Source organism: Microcoleus sp. Pol10D4 (assembly GCF_036701555.1).
Classification (GTDB): Bacteria; Cyanobacteriota; Cyanobacteriia; order Cyanobacteriales; family Microcoleaceae; genus Microcoleus.
This window is the reverse complement of record NZ_JAUBRA010000065.1, coordinates 19,507-39,476: the sequence shown is the minus strand read 5'-3', so window position 1 is coordinate 39,476 and position 19,970 is coordinate 19,507. Positions and strand designations below refer to the sequence as shown.

General features: G+C 43.7%; 27 protein-coding genes. 16 read left to right on the top strand and 11 right to left on the bottom strand.

All coding sequences use genetic code 11. From position 1 onward, the window contains the following. On the top strand, nt 1-867 hold an 867-nt coding region (locus tag QUA36_RS25075), incomplete at its 5' end, for a reverse transcriptase domain-containing protein (protein WP_333459465.1). A gap of 123 nt (nt 868-990) precedes the next feature. Beyond that, a complete protein-coding gene (locus QUA36_RS25070) occupies nt 991-1,587 on the top strand; it encodes a GIY-YIG nuclease family protein (RefSeq protein WP_333459464.1) in 597 nt (198 codons plus the stop codon). A 29-nt stretch (nt 1,588-1,616) separates the two neighbouring features. Here QUA36_RS25070 and QUA36_RS25065 read toward each other — a convergent pair whose 3' ends face one another. Continuing rightward, nucleotides 1,617-2,894 carry an alpha-L-fucosidase gene (locus tag QUA36_RS25065; protein WP_333459463.1) on the bottom strand — a complete coding sequence of 426 codons (1,278 nt, stop codon included), beginning with the start codon at nt 2,892-2,894 and terminating at the stop codon, nt 1,617-1,619. A gap of 132 nt (nt 2,895-3,026) precedes the next feature. On the opposite strand from QUA36_RS25065, the gene QUA36_RS25060 reads away from it, so the two are divergent. From QUA36_RS25060 to QUA36_RS25025, 8 genes are all read left to right on the top strand, one after another. After that, nucleotides 3,027-3,389, top strand: a complete 363-nt coding sequence (locus QUA36_RS25060) for a DOPA 4,5-dioxygenase family protein (RefSeq protein ID WP_333459462.1) — start codon at nt 3,027-3,029, stop codon at nt 3,387-3,389. 155 nt (nt 3,390-3,544) lie between these two features. Next, on the top strand, nt 3,545-4,048 hold the full coding sequence (locus QUA36_RS25055; protein WP_333459461.1) for a hypothetical protein: 504 nt from the start codon (nt 3,545-3,547) through the stop codon (nt 4,046-4,048). A 689-nt stretch (nt 4,049-4,737) separates the two neighbouring features. Then, complete coding sequence (locus tag QUA36_RS25050; RefSeq protein WP_333459460.1) at nt 4,738-5,031, top strand: hypothetical protein; 294 nt, start codon at nt 4,738-4,740, stop codon at nt 5,029-5,031. Beyond that, complete coding sequence (locus QUA36_RS25045) at nt 5,028-5,381, top strand: helix-turn-helix transcriptional regulator (RefSeq protein ID WP_333459459.1); 354 nt, start codon at nt 5,028-5,030, stop codon at nt 5,379-5,381. Before QUA36_RS25050 ends, QUA36_RS25045 begins: the two co-directional genes overlap by 4 nt. Before the next feature lie 52 nt (nt 5,382-5,433). Beyond that, nucleotides 5,434-6,288, top strand: coding sequence for an ImmA/IrrE family metallo-endopeptidase (locus tag QUA36_RS25040; protein WP_333459458.1), 855 nt, complete (start codon nt 5,434-5,436; stop codon nt 6,286-6,288). Beyond that, the gene (locus QUA36_RS25035) at nt 6,281-7,090 is read left to right on the top strand and encodes a thymidylate synthase (RefSeq protein WP_333459457.1); all 810 of its coding nucleotides are present in this window, start codon (nt 6,281-6,283) and stop codon (nt 7,088-7,090) included. Before QUA36_RS25040 ends, QUA36_RS25035 begins: the two co-directional genes overlap by 8 nt. Before the next feature lies 1 nt (nt 7,091). Next, on the top strand, nt 7,092-8,216 hold the full coding sequence (locus QUA36_RS25030; RefSeq protein WP_333459456.1) for a nucleotide kinase domain-containing protein: 1,125 nt from the start codon (nt 7,092-7,094) through the stop codon (nt 8,214-8,216). Between the two features lie 18 nt (nt 8,217-8,234). Then, on the top strand, nt 8,235-9,137 hold the full coding sequence (locus tag QUA36_RS25025; protein ID WP_333459455.1) for a nucleoside triphosphate pyrophosphohydrolase family protein: 903 nt from the start codon (nt 8,235-8,237) through the stop codon (nt 9,135-9,137). A 37-nt stretch (nt 9,138-9,174) separates the two neighbouring features. Here QUA36_RS25025 and acpS read toward each other — a convergent pair whose 3' ends face one another. Together acpS and QUA36_RS25015 are read right to left on the bottom strand one after the other, a co-directional pair. Continuing rightward, nucleotides 9,175-9,555, bottom strand: coding sequence for a holo-ACP synthase (gene acpS, locus QUA36_RS25020; RefSeq protein ID WP_333459454.1), 381 nt, complete (start codon nt 9,553-9,555; stop codon nt 9,175-9,177). A 99-nt stretch (nt 9,556-9,654) separates the two neighbouring features. Further along, a complete protein-coding gene (locus tag QUA36_RS25015) occupies nt 9,655-10,167 on the bottom strand; it encodes a DUF1643 domain-containing protein (protein WP_333459453.1) in 513 nt (170 codons plus the stop codon). Between the two features lie 119 nt (nt 10,168-10,286). Between QUA36_RS25015 and QUA36_RS25010 the strand changes: the two genes are divergently transcribed. Together QUA36_RS25010 and QUA36_RS25005 are read left to right on the top strand one after the other, a co-directional pair. Further along, nucleotides 10,287-10,742 carry a hypothetical protein gene (locus QUA36_RS25010; protein ID WP_333459452.1) on the top strand — a complete coding sequence of 152 codons (456 nt, stop codon included), beginning with the start codon at nt 10,287-10,289 and terminating at the stop codon, nt 10,740-10,742. Between the two features lie 262 nt (nt 10,743-11,004). Beyond that, nucleotides 11,005-12,087, top strand: a complete 1,083-nt coding sequence (locus QUA36_RS25005; protein ID WP_333459451.1) for an AbiTii domain-containing protein — start codon at nt 11,005-11,007, stop codon at nt 12,085-12,087. Nucleotides 12,088-12,124: 37 nt separating this feature from the next. Here QUA36_RS25005 and QUA36_RS25000 read toward each other — a convergent pair whose 3' ends face one another. From QUA36_RS25000 to QUA36_RS24990, 3 genes are all read right to left on the bottom strand, one after another. Continuing rightward, nucleotides 12,125-13,045, bottom strand: coding sequence for a hypothetical protein (locus tag QUA36_RS25000; RefSeq protein WP_333459450.1), 921 nt, complete (start codon nt 13,043-13,045; stop codon nt 12,125-12,127). 1 nt (nt 13,046) lies between these two features. Continuing rightward, nucleotides 13,047-13,496: a hypothetical protein gene (locus tag QUA36_RS24995; protein WP_333459449.1), complete on the bottom strand. Its 450-nt coding sequence runs from the start codon at nt 13,494-13,496 to the stop codon at nt 13,047-13,049. 150 nt (nt 13,497-13,646) lie between these two features. After that, the gene (locus QUA36_RS24990; RefSeq protein ID WP_333304989.1) at nt 13,647-13,958 is read right to left on the bottom strand and encodes a hypothetical protein; all 312 of its coding nucleotides are present in this window, start codon (nt 13,956-13,958) and stop codon (nt 13,647-13,649) included. Between the two features lie 258 nt (nt 13,959-14,216). Here QUA36_RS24990 and QUA36_RS24985 point away from each other — a divergent pair, with 258 nt between their 5' ends. Both QUA36_RS24985 and QUA36_RS24980 read left to right on the top strand, forming a co-directional pair. After that, nucleotides 14,217-14,525, top strand: coding sequence for a hypothetical protein (locus QUA36_RS24985; RefSeq protein ID WP_333054115.1), 309 nt, complete (start codon nt 14,217-14,219; stop codon nt 14,523-14,525). Nucleotides 14,526-14,591: 66 nt separating this feature from the next. Then, on the top strand, nt 14,592-14,957 hold the full coding sequence (locus QUA36_RS24980) for an HNH endonuclease (RefSeq protein WP_333054114.1): 366 nt from the start codon (nt 14,592-14,594) through the stop codon (nt 14,955-14,957). On the opposite strand, the gene QUA36_RS24975 is transcribed toward QUA36_RS24980, so the two are convergent. The 5 genes from QUA36_RS24975 to QUA36_RS24955 all read right to left on the bottom strand — a co-directional run bounded on the left by QUA36_RS24975 (nt 14,920) and on the right by QUA36_RS24955 (nt 17,977). Further along, on the bottom strand, nt 14,920-15,774 hold the full coding sequence (locus tag QUA36_RS24975) for a 3'-5' exonuclease (protein ID WP_333054113.1): 855 nt from the start codon (nt 15,772-15,774) through the stop codon (nt 14,920-14,922). The genes QUA36_RS24980 and QUA36_RS24975 overlap by 38 nt on opposite strands. Nucleotides 15,775-16,273: 499 nt before the next feature. Continuing rightward, nucleotides 16,274-16,486: a hypothetical protein gene (locus QUA36_RS24970; RefSeq protein ID WP_333054112.1), complete on the bottom strand. Its 213-nt coding sequence runs from the start codon at nt 16,484-16,486 to the stop codon at nt 16,274-16,276. Nucleotides 16,487-16,520: 34 nt separating this feature from the next. Next, the gene (locus tag QUA36_RS24965; RefSeq protein ID WP_333054111.1) at nt 16,521-16,763 is read right to left on the bottom strand and encodes a hypothetical protein; all 243 of its coding nucleotides are present in this window, start codon (nt 16,761-16,763) and stop codon (nt 16,521-16,523) included. Nucleotides 16,764-16,879: 116 nt separating this feature from the next. Beyond that, nucleotides 16,880-17,245, bottom strand: coding sequence for a hypothetical protein (locus tag QUA36_RS24960; RefSeq protein WP_333459448.1), 366 nt, complete (start codon nt 17,243-17,245; stop codon nt 16,880-16,882). A gap of 168 nt (nt 17,246-17,413) precedes the next feature. After that, nucleotides 17,414-17,977 carry a hypothetical protein gene (locus QUA36_RS24955; protein WP_333459447.1) on the bottom strand — a complete coding sequence of 188 codons (564 nt, stop codon included), beginning with the start codon at nt 17,975-17,977 and terminating at the stop codon, nt 17,414-17,416. A 221-nt stretch (nt 17,978-18,198) separates the two neighbouring features. Between QUA36_RS24955 and QUA36_RS24950 the strand changes: the two genes are divergently transcribed. Both QUA36_RS24950 and QUA36_RS24945 read left to right on the top strand, forming a co-directional pair. Next, on the top strand, nt 18,199-18,423 hold the full coding sequence (locus QUA36_RS24950) for a hypothetical protein (protein ID WP_333459446.1): 225 nt from the start codon (nt 18,199-18,201) through the stop codon (nt 18,421-18,423). A 772-nt stretch (nt 18,424-19,195) separates the two neighbouring features. Then, nucleotides 19,196-19,432 carry a hypothetical protein gene (locus tag QUA36_RS24945; protein WP_333459445.1) on the top strand — a complete coding sequence of 79 codons (237 nt, stop codon included), beginning with the start codon at nt 19,196-19,198 and terminating at the stop codon, nt 19,430-19,432. Nucleotides 19,433-19,970: the final 538 nt, after the last annotated feature.

Genomic DNA, 19,970 nt, shown 5'->3' with positions numbered 1-19,970 from the left:
AGTCCCCTATTAGCCAACATCGCTCTTAACGGGATTGAAAGTATTCACAGATACCATAAGGATGGATTTAGAATAACTGGCAAAACCCCAGCGTCAAACATTGTCGAAACATCAATCCGTTATGCGGATGATATGGTGATAATGCTTAGACCTCAAGACGATGCAGTCAAAATACTTGCCGAAATTGATAATTTTTTAGCAGCAAGAGGAATGATGGTAAGTGCTAAGAAGACCAAGATTACCGCTACGACAGATGGATTCGACTTTCTCGGCTGGCACTTCAAAGTGTTAAGCGACGGAAGATTTAAAAGCTACCCCTCAGTGGATAATTTTAAAAAGTTCCGTTTGAAGGTAAAGAACATCGTTAATTGCTCGAATTATGGTTCTAAGGTAAAAGCCGAAAAGCTAGCACCAATAGTTAGAGGATGGAGAAATTACCATAGGTTCTGTGATATGTCAGGAGCAAGGTTTTCACTTTGGTTCTTAAATCACAGAACATACACGGTATTTAACAAGGAATCCAAAAATACCAGAGAATCAAGCGTTAAGCTTGTTAAGAAGGCATTTCCAACGGTTCCTTACTCCGAAAACAAACACATCTCCGTCAAAGGGGATAAATCGCCCTATGACGGAGATTTAACTTATTGGAGCGAACGCAATAGTAAGTTATACGATGATTTGACCTCTAAAGCCCTTAAAAAGCAAAACCATTCATGCGGTCATTGTGGGATGAAATTTATGAGCGACGAGCGAGTAAATCTACATCACATCGACGAGAATCATGATAACTGGAAACCTAAAAATCTTCTAGCAATCCACGAATCCTGTCATGACTACTCACACATGAGCAAAAGGGTCACTCCCTAAGAATATCGGGAGCTGGATGCACGGAAACGGGCACGTCCAGTTCTAACTGAGAGGTGCTGGGGATAATACCCCACATCGACTCAACCAGAGTACGGTGCACAGGATTACGCTATTCCCAGAGACTTGGTAAACTTTCGATGGCAGTTGAAGGGATTACTGGAGTCGGAAGGCGATGGCTCTTGTCAATTCACACATCTCGGTAAAATCCCCGTCGGCGCTCTTCCCCTGGCGCTGTTCAACAAAGTCCAGGAACCCCTGCTGCTGTCAGAGTTAATGAAGTTAGAAGGCTCTGTAGAGATTGCTTTATCTGCGGGGTTATCTTGTTTGGAAGAACGGCGGGCTGATTTACAGATTTATCGAGCGCAGCTTCGTCGGATTCTGGTCAATTCGCTCTACTTTTTAGAGGTGAAAGCTGATGGCAACAATTTCTATAAAATTGGGGTGACAACTCGATCGATCGAGGAACGCATCGCGGAGGTGCAGCGGGATGTGAGGGCGCATTACTCGGATGTGGTTGTCAACTTGCTGGGATTGTGGGAACATCGGGGGAATGTGGAGCTGTACTTCAAACACCGGTACAAAGCTTTTAATCATCGCATTGGGAAACTAACGGAGTATTTTGTGTTTCCGAACGTCAAGGCGGTGCTGAATGATTTGTACGGAATGGAAGCAAAAGTGTTGTCGGCTGCCCTCGTCGGATGCGATCTGCAACTGGGGTAGGAAGTGAAGAAGTGCGATCGCGAAACTGGTCAAATCTTGCGGATTGTATCGTTGGCTGGAGCAATATCAACTGCAATCACCGTAGCATAGGGATTGAGAGCTTCTTCAGGCACTTGAATCGTTAACTCCCCAAAAGGATCGGCACTTAACATAGAATCGACAATGGCACAGCGAGTTGAGTATTGTAATGATTCCCCTCCAGCGACTTGAGAAACGGCTTGAATCCGTTTAATGGGTACACCTCGTACTGTTACTGAATCGTAGGGCTTCATCAGCAAGAACAAGTAAAAGCGATTGCCCAGCCGAGTAGAAGGGCCGTAGAATTGCCAAGGTTCCAGTCCAGGCTGTGTTCTGGAGATACTCTGGGCATAGATAGCCATCCATGCTTCTACGGATTGCAACAAATCCAATTGTTCAGATTGAATTTGCCCATTACCCATAGGACTGACATTCAACAGCAAATTGCCGCCTTTACCTGCAACTTCACAGAGGGTATGAATAAGTTGGCGAGCTGACTTGAATTGGGTGTCCTTCGGGTTGTAACCCCAGCTTTCATTCAGAGTTAGGCAAGCTTCCCAAGTGCGTTGAGGCGGTTGGGGGGGAATGAATTGCTCGCAGGTATCGAAGTCTCCAAATCCAGGGAGGCGATCGTTGATTAACAAATGCGGTTGCAGCGAGCGAATCATTTCATGTAGCTGTCTAGCTTGCCATTGTTCTGGCTTTCGCTCCCAACCGCCATCAAACCAAAGCAAGTCAATCTTTCCGTAGTTGCTCAACAATTCTTTGACTTGAGCGAACATAAATTCTAGGTAGCGCTCCCACTGAGAACTCGTCGGCTGTCGAAACTTCCCAAACTGATACGGTTTATCGGCTTCTGTGAAAGCCGGGTAGTCAGGGTAATGCCAATCAATTAAGGAAAAATACAACCCAATTCGCAAACCTTCAGCCCGCATCGCCTCCACAAATTCTCGGACAATATCTTTTTTGTACGGCGCATACTCGATAGAAAAGTCGGATTGTTGGGTATGAAATAAGGAAAATCCATCATGATGTTTAGCCGTCAAAATCACATACTGCATCCCCAAGCGTTTTGCTAAATGAGCCCAAGTTTGAGGGTTGTATTCAGTCGGATTGAAAGTTTGGGCGGTGCGGTGATAGTCTGCTACCGGGACATCTTGGCAGTACGGCAAGCTAAAGACGCCTCCCACCAACGGCCAAGATAATTCGTACCCGCACTGGCTGCTGTGACTCCAGTGAACAAACATTCCCAATCGTGCTGTCTCAAACCAGTTATTTTCTTGAGTCATTGGTTTACGCTGAAATATAGGCGGTATTGTGAAAGAGTAATGTTTACTCGCAGGTAAAATTAATAAGCTAAGGTATACTTCTTTGTTGGATTTGGCTGCAATGAACCTCCCCACAATACCCCACTGAAAATCATGAAAGCAGACACCATCGAAATTGTTGGTTTTCACGCACATATTTACTTTGATAATGATAACAGCGATGCTGCTGCGCGTGTACGCGAAGGATTGGCTCAGTTTGAGGTGCAGCTAGGGCGTTGGCATGATAAACCCATAGGCCCCCACCCCCAAGCGATGTATCAAGTTGCGTTTTTACCCCCGCAGTTTGGCAAAGTAGTTCCCTGGTTGATGCTCCACCGCGAGGGGTTAGATATTCTCGTCCATCCCGAAACAGGGGATGATGTGGCAGACCATACTCTACATTCTTTGTGGCTGGGAGAAAAACTAGAGCTGAATGTCGAAGTTCTGCGACCTAAAACAGCCAACGCGAAGTTCTAAGTCATCGCTTTCTGCGGTGGATTGCTCTATGTAGAGCAAACACTACTTGCTAGGTTCGGTAGTCCGCAAACTAAATTATTTGCTCAGAGATATCGTTGATTTATTAGTCAAAAACAGGCTAATCTTTGGCAATTGTAATTTATTTGAAGTAACAAATGACAGTTAAAGCTATTTCCGCCACCATCCTTTTAGGTGCAATTCCACTTCATGTTTATCAACTACCCGACGGCGGCTACAAAGTCGATGCGATTGGGGTTATGGGTGCGGTGGACAAAAAGGGCAGCGCATTAACTAAGTTTCTCGCTGGGAAATCGGCTTTAGCTTTGCCTTTTGGCGGATACAATTTTACACAAGCCCAAAGCATTCCAGTGGAAGGTAACGCTCAATTAATCAAGCCCGTTCCCATTGCATTAGCTACGGCATACTGGCTCAATGAAGCAACCAAAGGCAACGTGAAAGCTCAAGCTTTAGTGCAAGCTAGCATGGCAGAATCCATCGAACGGCGGGCTGACGTGGCATTCACCATCAAGCGTACTGAATCTGAGTACAATCTGCGGTTTGGTAAATCCTTTGAGTCGGTTATGTTGGGCAACCGACAAGACGTTATCGATAGGAGATTACCCGGTGATGATTTGTACTTGCCAGAGGGGATTAACTAACCGAAAGTGCGATCGCTCCCAACACCTCAGTTTTGAGGAAAACCGAACTAAATACCAACACCAACCCGTACCCCAAATCTCGAATAGTGAGATCGTCAAACAACAACCTAGACGAACGCCACCTCCGATTTCTAAGAAAGCTTCAGGAAACTGCGGAGAGTTTTTTAATGCGCCTAAAAAAATGGTCAATTGTTGCCACTCATTAGACTTCTCCAATAATTATTGTAGAACAGGCATCCTACCTGTTCTTGAGTATCTTTTTAGGAGAGGTCTATTAAGTATTGTTTTTGACAAAAGTTTTTAAGCTAGAAGTGTTGGGAAGTGTGTTTGGGCTTTCCTCGTTGTTGAAGTAGACGAACACGATTACCAGGACCGGATGGCAGCGGGCAATCTCAAACAGTTTGTTACTTATTTCGATTGGAAAAGCTAGACGGCGCGATCGCTTTACATCACGCAGCAGTCGATGTGCACGGTGTTGAAATCTCTTGTAAGTAAAACGATAACGCTACGCCAGCCTGATTTAGCTCACAACTACCAAGGCGAAAGACTGTTGTACAAAGCTTAGGTGCAAATTATGAGAGAACGAAACTCTCCAACAATATGAAAACCCCGTTTAGTTTCCCACTGTTGATAGTCTGTAGTTTTTGTGGTAAGATAATCTTACCACAAGTAAGATGAAGGTACCAGCTATGACCTCAAACGAAGTGGAGGTGAAGTTGATAGAGGTACTTCAAGGCATCCAGAGCGATAGCGGATACGACGCAAGCCATATTGCGGGAACGATCTGTCCGCTTAGAGACCTTGAAGGATTTGACAGTATGCTCTGGCCCGTCGCTATTTGCATACTTGCCTCTGCACTTGGCGTAAACATCCCTAACAACAACAACATTTTTCTCTCAAACGATGGCAAACGGGCACTCACTATTAGTGAATCAGCGGCTGTAGTCTGCGAGATGGTCAGCAAAAAGGAAGATCAAGCATGACCGAAACAATAGAAAAAAAAGCAATTATCGCGAAGCGCATTCGTGAAGCTCGCAGGATGGCCGGTCTCTCCCAAGCTCAAGCAGCACAGATGCTGGGTCTTCACAGACCATCAATTTCAGAAATAGAGGCCGGTCACAGAAGTGTTTCGGCTGAAGAGATAGCAAAGTTTGCTGAAATTTTTGATGTCAGTGTGTCGTGGCTACTTGGTGAGGGCGCGGACAAAGTTGATGTCCATGACAACAAACTTCAACTTGCAGCCAGAGAACTACAAAAGCTTAAGCCAGAAGACCTCGATCGGCTTTTAAGGATACTTGCTTCAATGCGAACTGGCGGAAACAAACTGTGTTAATAGCATTATCCGCCTCAATCCAAACTGGGGGAGACAAGCTGTGAGTAATCAGATGCAAGTATTGGCTCAAAAAGCAATGCTTAAATCAATTGATGTGCGGAATCAAGCAAGATTAGGTCTTAATAGCCCGATTTGCATCTATGGCTTGTGCGACAATCTGAATGTGAAAGTCCGGTTTGTTGACATCAGCATGGAAGGAATGTATCTCAAAGATGAGGAGCCAGCTATCTTGCTTTCAGCATTACGGCCTTTGCCTAGGCGCAATTTTACCTGTGCACACGAGCTTGGACATCACATTTTTGAACACGGTTCGACGGTTGATGAACTCATAGAAGACTCAGACCAACCTAAGACTTTCAACCCAGAAGAATTTTTAGTTGACTCCTTCGCCGGTTTCCTACTCATGCCAATTTTAGCTGTGCGGAAAGCCTTCGTTTCGCGGGGATGGGATGTCGCTTCGGCAACGCCAGTTCAATTTTTTACAATTGCTTCTAGTTTTGGCGTTGGTTACAAAACCTTGATCGATCACATGACTTATGCTCTAAAGATGATTGATCGCTCGCAAGCTGCCTTGCTTCTCAAATCTACACCAAAGGCTATCCGCAAAGATATTTTGGGGCGCTCATCAACAGATCCTTTGATCGTTGCTGATGCACACTGGTCACTGAGTACGCTAGATGCCGAAGTTGGAAGTCAACTTCTACTGCCAAGCACAGTAAAGGCGACAAATGACACTATTACTTTTCAAGAATATAACCCTTTAGGGTGTTTATTTCGAGCCACCCGTCCGGGTCTGGTGCGCGTCTATTGCCCTACGAACAAATGGGCAATATTTGTTCGCATTTCCCGTTATCAATTTATTGGTCTAAGTAAATATCGCCACATTGAAGAGGTTGAAGATGAATAACAGCGATCCTCTTTTAATTGAAGAAACAAACCTTTCGCGTGCTTGGTCTCGTGCGTTTCTGCACATTATCAATAATCCCGGTAAAGAAATTTCGCCTCTACTGGTAAGTTTAACGGGTTTGACTAATGGTATCGCACAGGAAGAGCGAGGAATTCGAGAGGCACTTGACAATAGCCTTATTGCTAATAATAAGCAAAAAGTTCACACAGTTGCGAACACGATCTTTCCCAACTCTCTATGGAAGCGGTCTAAATACGACCGAAATAGATTATTTGAGATGTATCTTAATGCTCTCCCCAGATATAAGGCTCTAGAACGCCATAAAAATCAGCGCGGTATTTACTTTGAAAGGCTGATAGCATTTGGTTCGGGTCCCGAAAATGGCAATCAACTTGAATACATCATTTCTCAATACAAGTCACGCCAAGGTGTTAGAACAAGTATGTTTCAAGCATCGATATTCGATCCTGCACGAGACCACGTTTCCAGTGCACAAATTCCTTTTCCTTGTCTCCAACACGTGAGCTTTGTCCCTCACAAGGACAAAACCTTAACAGTTAATGCTTTCTACGCTACCCAGCAGATATGGGAGAAAGCCTACGGCAACTACTTAGGTCTTTGTAGATTAGGTGATTTCATGGCTCACGAAATGGGATTGACGTTGGGACGTATGAATTGCTTCGTCGGTGTAGCCAAGCTAGACACCATTACCAAGTCACATCACAGCCTCACTCTGCTCAAAAATGTAGCTCGAAATGCGCTGCACCCAACAAATGACCAACAGACAGCGGAGCGAATATAGCATGGGAACCAAACGTCAGAAACATCTTACTGAAAACCTCGAAGAAAATAAACAACTAAGTCTTGACTTTGGTGAATATAGCGATAAACGAAGCCCAGCGCCAGAGATTATTTCACACATTTTGCCCGCCAAGCCTACCGTTGTATTCAATACTTATTGGCGATTCGCTGCTGAACGCCAAAGAATATTTTTCAAAAAGTTAGAAAATGCACCGATACCTTGGACTGACGACTCAATCCTTTCGACGTATAAGTTTACTAATGCCTACCGTGCATCCGATCGTGTAAGCCAGTATTTAATCCGTAATGTCATCTACCAGAATAATCGTCCGTCATCACCTAACGAGGTATTCTTTAGAATTATCCTTTTCAAAATCTTCAATAAGATGGAAACGTGGGAGCTTTTGGAGAACAAACTTGGTTCGATTATTTACGCAGAATATTCCTTTGAACGATATGACAAAGTTCTCACAGATGCCATTCAATCAGGTCAAACTATCTATTCTGCGGCATATATTATGCCATCTGGAGGAACAAGTTTCGGACATACTGCGAAACACCGCAATCACCTCAAGCTAATCGAGCTAATGATGGCTAGTGAACTGCCCCAAAAGCTGGTCGATGCCAAGAATATGCACCAAGGATTTGATTTGATCCGTGAATATCCAACTATCGGCGATTTTTTAGCATATCAGTTCATTACTGATGTTAACTATAGCGAAATTACTAATTTTAGCGAGATGGAATTTGTCATTCCAGGACCGGGAGCCCTAGATGGCATTCGTAAATGCTTTAGTGACCTCGGCGGACTGAACGAGCCAGAAATTATCAAATTCATGGCAGAAATTCAAGACTCTGAGTTTGAGCGACTAGGACTCACTTTTCAGTCTATCTGGGGGAGAAAGCTGCAATTGATTGATTGCCAAAATCTCTTCTGCGAAGTCGATAAATATGCGCGAATTAAACATCCAGATATAGCTGGAATATCGGGTCGCTCTCGCATAAAACAGAGGTACTCGGGTAAAACAAAACCAGTCGATTACTGGTATCCTCCCAAGTGGGGAATTAACCCCGCTATTGAAGAATACAGAACAGCTAAAGCTCATACTCAGTTTAAGTGTAAATAGAATCACAAGGAGTGAATGATGGATTTTCGAGAATATCAAGAACAAGCGCTGAAGACCGACCAAGTTCCCAGTAAGACAGGAAAGGGAATAACTGTACCTCTACTCGGCTTGGTTGGTGAAGCAGGTGAGTTGCTCATTCAGTACAAAAAGTACCTTCGTGACGGCGAAGCCCATAAGCTTTTCCCAGAACGTGTTGCAGAAGAATTGGGCGATCTACTTTGGTATATTGCAAATGTGTCTAGCAAGTTTGACCTTGATTTGGCAGAAATTGCGGAAGGTAATCTTCAAAAGTGTCGCGCCCGTTGGGGATGGAAAGATTCAGTAACAGGTGTGTACATATTTGACAGTGATTTTCCAGAACACGAGCGCTTACCACGTCAGTTTGAGGTCGAGATTATGGAGGTGAGTGAAAATGGCTCAGTCAAGATGAAAGCATTTATCAATGGAGAAAAAATTGGGGACGATCTTACTGACAACTCCTACTCCAGTGATGGCTACCGCTTTCACGACATTTTCCATTTCTCATATGCCGCAGTTTTAGGTTGGTCGCCAGTCATTCGCAGCAACCTTAAGTGTAATAACGTCAAGCGCAAACGAAAAAGCAATCCCGCTATTGACGAAGTTGAAGATGGCGGCCGTGCAATAGCCATAGAGGAAGGTTTATCAGCTCTTGTGTTTAGCTATGCCAAGGATCACCAATTTTTAGAAGGAGTTGACACTCTTGATTATCAACTCCTAAAAACTATCAAAAATATGACATCTCATTTAGAAGTTTCTCAGTGTTCGTTTGGGGATTGGGAAAAAGCTATTCTAAGCGGCTACGAAGTCTGGCGACAGGTAGAAAAAAATCGAGGTGGAATGGTTATTTCAAATCTTGATGAACGTTCTATAATCTATCAAGATTTTGAGATATTGAGTTGATGGGTTCGGCAATCAAAGAATCTGTTTGAACTAAGATTTAACCCACAGCAATTACACTTCCTACCGCATATAAAGTTGTATGGCTTATGCTCAAAAACCATGCGGATATGCCTAATTCTACAGCTATTTCTTGACATCTGTTATGCAGTATTACGAACGGTTTACCTGTTGATAACCGTTCGATTTCAATATCCGTCCACGAAATTCCCTGGCTCCACCCCTTACCAAGAGCTTTGAGTACCGCTTCCTTGGCAGCAAAACGACCTGCAAAATACTGGATACGGTTGAGACCTGTTCCAGCAGCCATACATTCTGTCTCTGTGAAGCATCGCGTTTCAAAACGATTTCCGAACCGATCTATTATTTCTTTAATTCGTTTGATTTCAACAATATCAATACCGTGATCAATAATATTCATGCTGCTACTTAGTTGAATATTTAACTTAATAAAGCTTTGAAAAATTAGCGATTATTTTTCATTTCTGTAAAAAAGTGTCAACCATTAGTTTTTGAAAAATTAAAATTGATAAAAGACAGGCTTTGTGTTACTTTTAACATACAGCGGATGGCGTGGACAACCTCTCTGGGTAATTCCCAAACAGTAGAGTGCCTCAAAGCTAGTTAGCCAATCTAGAACCTCTTTGCAACGGTTATTAAAAATCCCATTATTACCCCAAGCTACAATAATTTTATCCGCTGATTTAACAGCTTTTTCGAGATAGCGGTCATTTTCTGATCCTACGGGGTCAGTTACCTTTTTTAGTTCTGCGGGTTTTGAAGATCGGTAAGCAAATAAGTTGACCACTTCAAGCGAACCATAACCCCAAGACTGAGCAAAACTGATGCAGCGACGCAAGGTGGGGTCATCAGTAGTTGCATCCGCACGACTGGGATTAAGCATAACAAAAACGACCCTTGGAGCATTAATATCCCACTCCCTCCATAACGAGTAGCGGTAGCTCCCGATTAAGTCGATCACTGCACCTTTTCTCATAGTTGTTTTACCTAAGCACCCCAGAAACTCTTCCATTGATTATTAGTCAAATATCTAAATATTAAAGGGCTACTTCCATCGCCCATCGAATCCAACAAAATGTCCAACGGAGGGACTCTATATCCTCATTATTTAGGCAATAAACACTACTATTTATGGATTCTCTGATAAGCAGATTAGCACGACCCGCTGTTTTGCGATCGCCACCGACCCCCAATTTTTGGCAAACTAAAACCAACCCCAACCCCAACCCGCCCGCCATGCCCAAAATCCCCGAATGCGACCGCTGCCTCCTTTACGCCCGCAATCCTCACTTAGTCTGTGCCGTCCATCCCACAGGCCCCAACACCGATAATTGCCCCGACTTCCGAGAAGAGCCTAACACCGCATCAGAGGAATTGTGGGAACCCGAAGGCGCGAGCTACTACAACGGCGAACTCATCCTGCAACCTCCGCAGCGGTGGACTTTAGAACAGCAGCTAGAGCTTTTGGATACCCACCCGCTGTTCACTGGTCGGTGTCCCCAATGTGAAATGACTTATCCCAAGTACGAAACACAGCCGGTGCATTGGGATTGTTTGGAGTGCGGGTGGGTGGATGACTCGGTGTGAGAGCTGCTGGGACTAGGCGGTCGTTAGTTTTATTGGCTGCTGGGCGATGGGAATTGAGCCGGGGAAATTGGCTCTGCTGCTGTCACTTAAGGAAGAAGGAAAAGGGCTGCTAATTCTAAATTTGCGATCTTCGCTTCCCAGTCTTTAGTACAGTAGTGCAGCAAACCGCAACAAATGAGTTCGGTTAACCAGAAACAAACTGCTTCTGGAGAAATTAGAATTTACTAGACACCGTTTTTGTTTATTTAATTATTAATTAAAAGTGAGTTTACTTCGAGAAATTCAGGAAAATACCTGCAATCCAGCTTTGAAAGTATCAAATATTTTACGTCAGTGTAAAATTTTAGCAGCAAGATTGGAATACCAGCCATTAAAAATCTGGTTGGATAGCGAGCTAAATGGATATCCATCTCATATTTCTTTACCTGAATATAGAATTATCACAGTAATTTTATTTGAAGGGGATTTTACCAATGGAGCTTGGCTTTATAAAAACTATGTTTTTAATATATCGAAAGATTTGCTAGATTCTAGTGGCTCAGGAATAGATATTTCTCAAATAAATACTATCTATCTCCGCCAAAATATCAGTGCTTTGGAAAGCCTGATCCGTACTGATGAATCAAATTTAAAACTCGCTTTACCAGGTAATATAGCTCTTATTCTAGGACAATTTGTAGAAAACTTAGAATCGAGTTACCATTGCATAAGTGCTGCGCGGCTTATAAATGTTAGCACTATAGTAAGTATATTGGATGTTGTAAAAAGTAAAATTCTAGATTTTACTTTACAGATAGAAGCAGAAAATCCAAAGGCAGGCGATGTAGAAATTGGTGACAAGCCAATCCCAGATAGCACTTTAAATATGGTTTTTAACAATACTATCTTTAGCCACAGAGGTGATAATATAAGTTACAATGGCGATGGTTGTGTAATTACTGAGGAAAATATGTCAGATTCTAAATACGATCAGCGTGGAGCTAATTTCTCTGAAGGCGATTATATCGACCAAAAAGGCTCGTCGATAGGGATTGGTGTTAATAAAGGAGGAGTCCAAGCTGAGAAGATAGCAGGAACCATCAATGAAGCTCAAAACGATAGCCTGCAACTGATAGAGTTGCTGCGCCAGCAAATCGAAGCTCTAGATAACCAAGAAGTACGTCGTGAAGCATTGGAACATTTGGATGACTTGGCAACTGAGATTCAATCTTCAGCCCCAAAGCCATCGAGGATCAAAGCTTTTTCGAGCGCGCTGTGGAATGTAGTTAAAGATATTTCACTGGTTGCTAATGCCGTAACTGCACTAGCAGAAAGATTTGGCGTCCACTTGTTACCTTTACGATAGGCGATCGCTTTGAGGCAAAACCCAGAGGAGCTAGTGCTTAGTGATGTTCTTGCCGGACTTCAGATTCCTGCCAATCTTGAATAGCCCTGACAATAAAAACACCTACTGGGTTATCAATGGCTTTTTCAAAAACGACCAGACCCCTTTCATTGGCAGCGTCGATCGCTCGCTGTTTCCAAGTTGGATCGCTCTCTATACGCTCGATAGCTTTTGCTGCTACTGCCATCTTTTCTGCTGTGGTACGGGGAGGGTTGGTTTGAGACAGTTGCTCCAGGAGTTGGCGAATCTCTGCGGCTGCCTCGACTAGATTTTGTTTCTCGGCTTCGTTGATAGTTCCAGCTAACTTCTCTGTATTGATTTCTCCATGATTGACTCCAACGCCTATTGAAGATTTGCTTTGATCGATATTCATTTCATTCATGATTGCTCCTAAATTATCTCCATAATTATTGCCGTAAACATGAAAAATTAACTTGGCATCTTCACCGTCTCCCAAATTAATCTGCAAGTCGGTTAGGTAATTTTCAATATAATAAATAAATGGCTTAACTATACTGTGGTTAAATTTATTTACTACATCTTGTTTTTTGCTGCTGGAATAGTCACCTTCTACAAGCCAAGCTAAATGCCAGTACCCATCGTGGTTGTTGTCATAAAATTTTTCCAATCCATACTGAAGAAGTTGATGGGTAAAACTTATCTCATCATCAGGCGATTCATCAGGAACTTTATATTCTGTTTTTAATGAATCAAAACATATAGGTTGGATATCTGATTTTGTATGGTTATTTCTCAGAAAATCACTAATGATTAAGTTTCGATCGATAAAGTTCACAAATCTTTTAAGGTTTTGCATTCCAGCATCTGGTGTCGTATGCATAAGGCGGTTAGCATACATTCTAAAGTCAAACGATATTTTCTTGAGTTCGTTCTTGCTGATTTTAATATCTATCTCCATTTCATCTCACTCCACAACAAGGACAGTAAACACCAATTACCTTATTTAGAGGTCGGCTTTTAACAGTTACTTGACAGCAAACAAGTGTAGTTATCTCTAGTTCTTCTTGTTCAAATAATATCTTTTCTGCTTCGAGTTTTGGTAGTTTACCAGCTTTGAAATTCACAAACTTATTTCTTTTGGTGCTTTTCTCTAAATCTTTCACCCACTGATTGAGTAACGACTTTGCATAGTTGCTAGCAATAATTTGGGCTTGTTCGATAACCTCATCTCTTAAAAACTGATTGTGTTGGTCTCGCAGTCCGCAGTATGGACAAAATATTTCGATGATATCTTCCCTTTGAAAGTCTTCTACTGTCAGTTTAAATCTATCATCACAAAAAGGACATTGAAGCGTAATAAATCCATCATTATCACTAGGAAGCTTTATTTGAAAAGCTACATCAGCCATATTGTTTTACCCCTACAGTGGCACTAAGACCATTTCCAAAGGAAGTAACCAAGCAAATCGCGATCACTTCACACATCCTCATCACCCCTCCTCATCCTTCCACCCGCAGCCGGGATGGGGACAATCCCCCGCAGCGGTATCCTTAAATTATCAGCTACGCAAAAACGCTCGTTCGACACCCCACCTGAAAGTGCAGCCGACCAATCCCCCAACAAACACCCAGAACGCGCATTGAGGCAGCACGGTTAACAAGACAAGCTCATGCGGCCAGGATTGCCATAAACGAAACATTATTGCGGCGATCGCGGCTAGTAAAGCTATTTTGCCAGCAGTTGCTTCATCGGTTAGCCACCCCGATATCACTGCCATCCCGCAGGCGATCGCCAGTTCGACCGACAGCACGAAATTCAAGATGTTGGTGGTGTTGGTGAGGAAATTGTGCAACAAAGTTAGTGAATTCATTGGGTTGATTTTTTAGACTACTCCCCAATCTAGCAAGCTTAACAGAAGTTGTGTAGCCACTGCTTTTCAAGTTTCCTCACCAACGCTCGTCATCCCAGGAATCACAAACTAAAAAACCCAGGGGTCGCCGGGACTGTGTGCGATCGTCAAGCGAGTTTCTACTGCTGTGTACTTTGTGTGCTCTGACTTGGCGATCGCTCTCCAAGTCAAACAAGCGTGAAATGATGGCGAGGCACTAAGAAATATGGAATGCAGAGAATGACTGACTGGTCGCTCGAACAAATCAATTTGCTGGACACCGACTACGCCGACATCCTCGCCCACAGCAGCCATACCCAATTCGAGCTGCAACTGGTAAAATCGGGCATTAACCCATCAGAAGTCCGCATCACAACGAACTTCATCACTCTGGTGCGCCAAAAACCCAATACTTCCGAACAGTGGGCAGCTTTAACCGAGGCTTGGGAAGTAGCTTGCGAGTATGAGCCCACCGTTGAAGATTTTCGCTTATTGGCAGAATTCCTGTGGGAGAATCAAGACAGTGTTGAAGTTGACATTGACTGCTGATAATTTTGAATTAAATTTACTTAACAGAGCGATCGCCATATTTTGAAAAGATGAGCTTTTACCGCTATGCCTAAACCAAAGAGGTATCCCGACAATTGGCAACAAATTGCGCTCTCGGTGAAAGAAAAGGCGGGCTGGCGTTGTGCTAAGTGCCATCAACAATGCCTCCGACCCGGTAAACTCCGACCCGGTAAACCGAGTGGCTTAACCAAATCTGAACGTTGTGCCTTAACTTTGACGGTACACCACCGCAATCGGATACCAGAAGACAACCGCCCAGAAAACTTAATTGCTCTGTGTACCGCGTGTCACCTGTCCTACCACAATCGCGGTCAGTCCAACGTATCGCCAGGACAATTATCCCTGTTTCCTGATGATGCGATCGATTGGGATATCATCGCTTCTTTTGGGGAATTGGCACAGGGCAATTGATTTGATCCGAATCTGCTGCCATCCGCTTCATTAATTTGAGAGCAGCCGTGCAATCTCCCAATGCTCGGTGTCCGCCATTTAGGGGAACATACCGATAATATGAGTGATAATAACTCCAGTTTCCGGCCCATTGTGCTACCCATTCCATCAAGCATTCGGAGCGTTCTTTTAAATTGAGAATTGGCAAGCCGTGCAAATAGCAACAGTAATTCAATATTTTAATATCGAATTCGGCATTGTATATCAAAATCCGTTTATCTTTAAGGACTTCAACAATGCGGGGATAGACTTCAGGGAAGGTAGCAGCATCGGCTACCATTGCATCGCTAATGCCGTGAATATTTGTTACTTCTGCGGGGATGGGAATTGAGGGTTTGATGAGGGTATCAAGCAAGGTTTTTTCAGTGCGATCGATAATTGCTATCTCTACAATTTCAGCATCGTATAGCCCCGTTGTTTCAGTATCCAGAATCACCCAATCGTTCTGGCTTAATTGCTCCCTTGCCCAAAGAACAGCACTCACCCTATCTCTTTCGATAAAACCAACTTCCCGATACCACTCTTGATAATCCCGCTTGATTTTGGCTTTGAGACGATTAGCGGCTAAAGTTTCTAATTGTTTGGGAGATGGCTTTCTTTTGGGTCGGCAGGATTCAGGATTAGTCGAATCGTAGAGGAACACGTCGTATTTTCGGGTTGGGATAACGCCGGAAGGTTTCAGAGGCGATAAACCCAATTCACCCAACTGCTTTTTAGTTTTCAGGTGCGGTGGCGACTCGTTGGATTCACCCCACCAACTGTATTTGGTTAGTTCCATATTTGATAGCCCAATATCAAAACAGCACATTCCAAATATAACTCGATTTGTAGCCTTTAAAAACCCACACACCAGCTCATAAAGCAAGTGAAATCGCAAGAAAAAACCCCCAGATTGGGGGATGAGTCGCCCGCTGCAAAACTAAACGACAATCTAATTATTTTATCAAAGAAGCGTCACGGCCTGCGAATGGAAACAACTAATCCCGCTTCACCGTTACTCTTCGTTCGGCTCTATTTTATGAAAATTGCTTGTAATATCCTGCCGTACCCAGGTTGGCATTTCTTACCTGTTACCTTCACAATTTCATATTTTTAACTATCTCAAAAGATTGTTTGAGATATTTCAATATTTGCAGCATTCACCCAATTCGGAGCTAATCTCCACTCAGCAAGTCAAACGAAATCAAGACTTCCCGGACGCAATCTCCCAGCATCCACAAAAAACAAAATTCGCCCAGCAAGGGGTATCGCTGGGCTGTTTCGTGAACGGCAGATAGCTACTCTAGATGCTGGTCAATTAGGGCAATCAGTTGAGCGATCGCCTTCTGTTCTTCTAAGAGCAATTCCTTAAGCTGGCGCATCTGCTCCTGATTCGGCGGACGGTGTACCAAATCATCAACGAAGTCAAGCAAAGGAGACTTTCTAAAAGGTCTACTCAAAGCAGCTTCATCTCGCAAGCGCTTGGTTCGCTCTAGCTTTGACCGTTGCAATCGGTTTTTCTCCTGACGGCGTGCGATAAGTCCATCAAGTCTTTGACATTCGTTTCCAGTCTTCTTCATCTCCATATATCTCTTTCACTTGTTGTTTCAACTCGGTTATCTGCTCGGTAAGACTTGCCACCTGGTCTTCAATAACGTCTGTTTTATCCTCCTGGATTTCCAGAGAAATTTCCACAGATTCGACATATTCTGTTAACTTTTGTATTGGATCGGGCTGGGGCGTGTCGCCGTTAGGGGTGTCACCGTTAAGCCCGTTGCCGTTGGTCATAGTCATTCCTCACTGGTGTCTGATAGAAGAAACTGGCGATCGCTTTTGATACAGTTGAAACTATCGCCAGCATTGCGACAAAGTTGTTACTAAGTTGTTACCAAGTTTTATACCAATTAGTTAGTTGGACTCAATGGGATTCGCTTGGTAATAATGCTCATGAATTCACCCTCACTGGGAGCAGGCATCAAAAAACTCCACTCGCTGATATGAGCGAACTGTAGTCTGTAAAGCCAGCGAATCGTGTATGTCACCCCGTAACTCGACCCAAAAACCATCACCCTTACCCGTTCGCAGCCATCAAATTGAGCTGGCAAACTGTCGGCACCTCTGATGAACAACGGCAAAGTATCGTCTGGACTAGGCACAAAATCCAGATTGGGGGAATAAACCAATTGCGGCGTGAAACTTGGTTGCGAATCAACCAATTGCGGCGTGAAACTCGGTGTCGTTGGCAACCCAATGCCAAAGTTTGCAATCATAATTCAAGCCTCTTACTCGTTCTAGGGGATTAGTCGCGTGGGGGATGTTCCAGATCTTCTTTCTTGGCGTGATTAGTTGTAGGTTGCATGATTGCCCTATAAAAAAACTCAACCCATTCACCGGAATCAAAGAGAAATTTGAGACGACATCTTCTATCAACTCAAGAATTAATCGTCCCTCCTATCGCCCGGTGTGGGTGCAATTGATGCGTTGGATTCGCTCGCTATTCGCCAACACAGCGCACTTGCTAGTTGGTTTTGTTCGGCGCGACTAAGAGCTCGCACTGTGGGAAACCAAAGCTGCAAGTGGGATAAGTCGCTGTTGACGCTACCCGAATATGCTTGGAACGGGTCGCTCTCCAAACAGACGAACGTCCTCAAAACGTACAATTCATCCGAGTTGAGTCCATCCAATCTGTTGATTAGAGATTCTAGGGAGTATTTTTTGGGTGTTGTGTACGGAGTAATCGCTTGTTCTCCCAGTTGCCACCAACTCATTACGTTGGCTTGTTCGGTGGCACACAGAATCTCTGACTTGCGGACGCAGATGTAAATCGGTTGTCCGTCTTCTTGGATCAAATTATCTTGGTCATCTAGCAAACTACCAGTTACGGTTTCAGGACGAACGTTGGTCACTTCCATGCGTCCCCTGGTGGTGGTGACGCGGGGGTTGGGTATTTCTACAAAGCTTGGCTGGGCGGCTTGCGATGGCTGCCCGTAATCTGCGAACATAGAGGAAATCTCCCGAAAGTGAGTGCCATACCCCGCCCCAGAAGATTGCGAGTCAGAGGGGGCGGGGTTTGGTTTTGGATGAATTCCCCCATTGTACCCCTTCTGAGTCCCTGTGTATACCCTCAGAGTAAACTATTGGGCATGAGGGAGAATCCATAAGGACTTAGAAGCCCCTAAATCCTTGTAGGATAAGCAGTATATGAATTGTGGAAATATTGAAAATGCCCGACATTGATGCTCCTAAAATGGTACGCATAGATTTTTCCGTGCCTGCTCCGCTTTTAGAGCAAATGCAAGAATTAGCCAAGGATGAGGGTTGGAAACCTGCCGAATTGCACCGGATGCTCTGGGTACTCGGGTTTGCAGCGTATACCGAACAGAGCAACAAACGCTTGGTAAACGATCGGCTCAGGGCAAACAAGGCAAAAGATCAACTCGACACCTGAGCTGTTGAGGCAGCCAAAACGCCTCGAACGAGGTGACACCAAGAATTAAAGGTATTCGTTACGGTTAGAGTTCTCCCAGCATCGAAAAAATTACTGATTAACGAGCTAAAACTTAGAGCTAAATTTGAGAAATCTAGAGATGGTAAAAGTTTGAGGCATATTTTAAGCAGCACAAGTTTAAGTTCGAGGGGAAACATCTAAGTCTTGCAAATAATTTCTAGACAGCTTGTGCTGTGTTGTGTATCCTAGAGGGGTTCCCCCTTGTTGGGGACACTAATTTAATGAAAGCTCTCCTGGCTAAAAAAAGGGACATTCCTTATTAGCGTCCTTACTTGTTAGGGACACTAATTGGCTAGAAACTTTCGCCGCCTAAAAGCGACGTTGCTTGTTGGCATCTCTACTCGTTAGGGAAAAAATAAAGGGAAAAGCTCGGATAGCCTATATGGCAGTCTGGGCTTTTCGGTTTTTACTCGTGGGCATAAATTTAGGCGAGCTATGATGTGAGCTAGGTAGAAAGTGTTTTTATGCAGGTAAAGCTTTTTGTAGTGAATGCCTCAGCATAAATGTGATGCTCTGCGCTCCATGAACGCCTCCCTAATTGTCTAATATTTGCTGGTTAGATCTCTATTTTCGCACGCGGACTTCGCGAAATCGTAGTTTTATATGTGACGTGAATGCAACTTTTGGGGTGGCGATCGCCAGCCCAAAAGTCGCTAGTTTGTAGCGCTCGGACTCCATCGAACTCACGTCACATTAACGCTATAAAAAGCCTATGCCAAAATTCAAGTTAATTTATAAGCAAGCTCTCAAATTAGCATTATTAATGAGTTTATGCTTCTTCAGCCTATTCATTTTGCAAACCATTTCTCTGACTAAAGACAAGCCTCTAGATTATGCTGAGATGGCAGTTCAGCCAACTCAGAGCAATTCTCAAATGATTCGAGGCATTAGCCTCGAAGATGTGCAGTATATACCGGCAGAAACTGCATCAGACCCGGTTCTAGAATAAGCGATCCGCAATCTAGGCTTTCACTCTTATCCTTCATCTCCAGGAGCTAGACCCGATAGCTATTATTACAACAGGATTGATCTGAATGGAGATGACCTCTTAGAAACTTTGGTTTATTTAGTTGGTCAATCTTTTTGTGGCACTGGTGGATGCTCGTTGATCATTTTACAAAGGGTTGAAGATGAATATCAGCTTTTAGGTAAACTTCCCGTAACTCGAGAACCTGTCATTGTGACTAACGAAAAGAAGTGGTCTGAAAGTGACGGTATACTATTTCACTAAATGACCCATTTTAATCCGATTAAAACCCCTAACTCCCCACTCGCTGGGGAAACTAATTGAATGGAAACTCTAAATCCCTAGCCATTTTAAAACAGCTAGGGATTTTAGTTAAAATCTTGTGTGGCGAGCGTGATATTTGGGAAATTTGTGAATAAATGTTACAAATACTCTAGTTTATAAATTAACTGTAGTTTTTTGTGAGAGATTAAAGGTTGTCTAAAAATTCACCACCAGGTGAATGCACACTCGACATCCT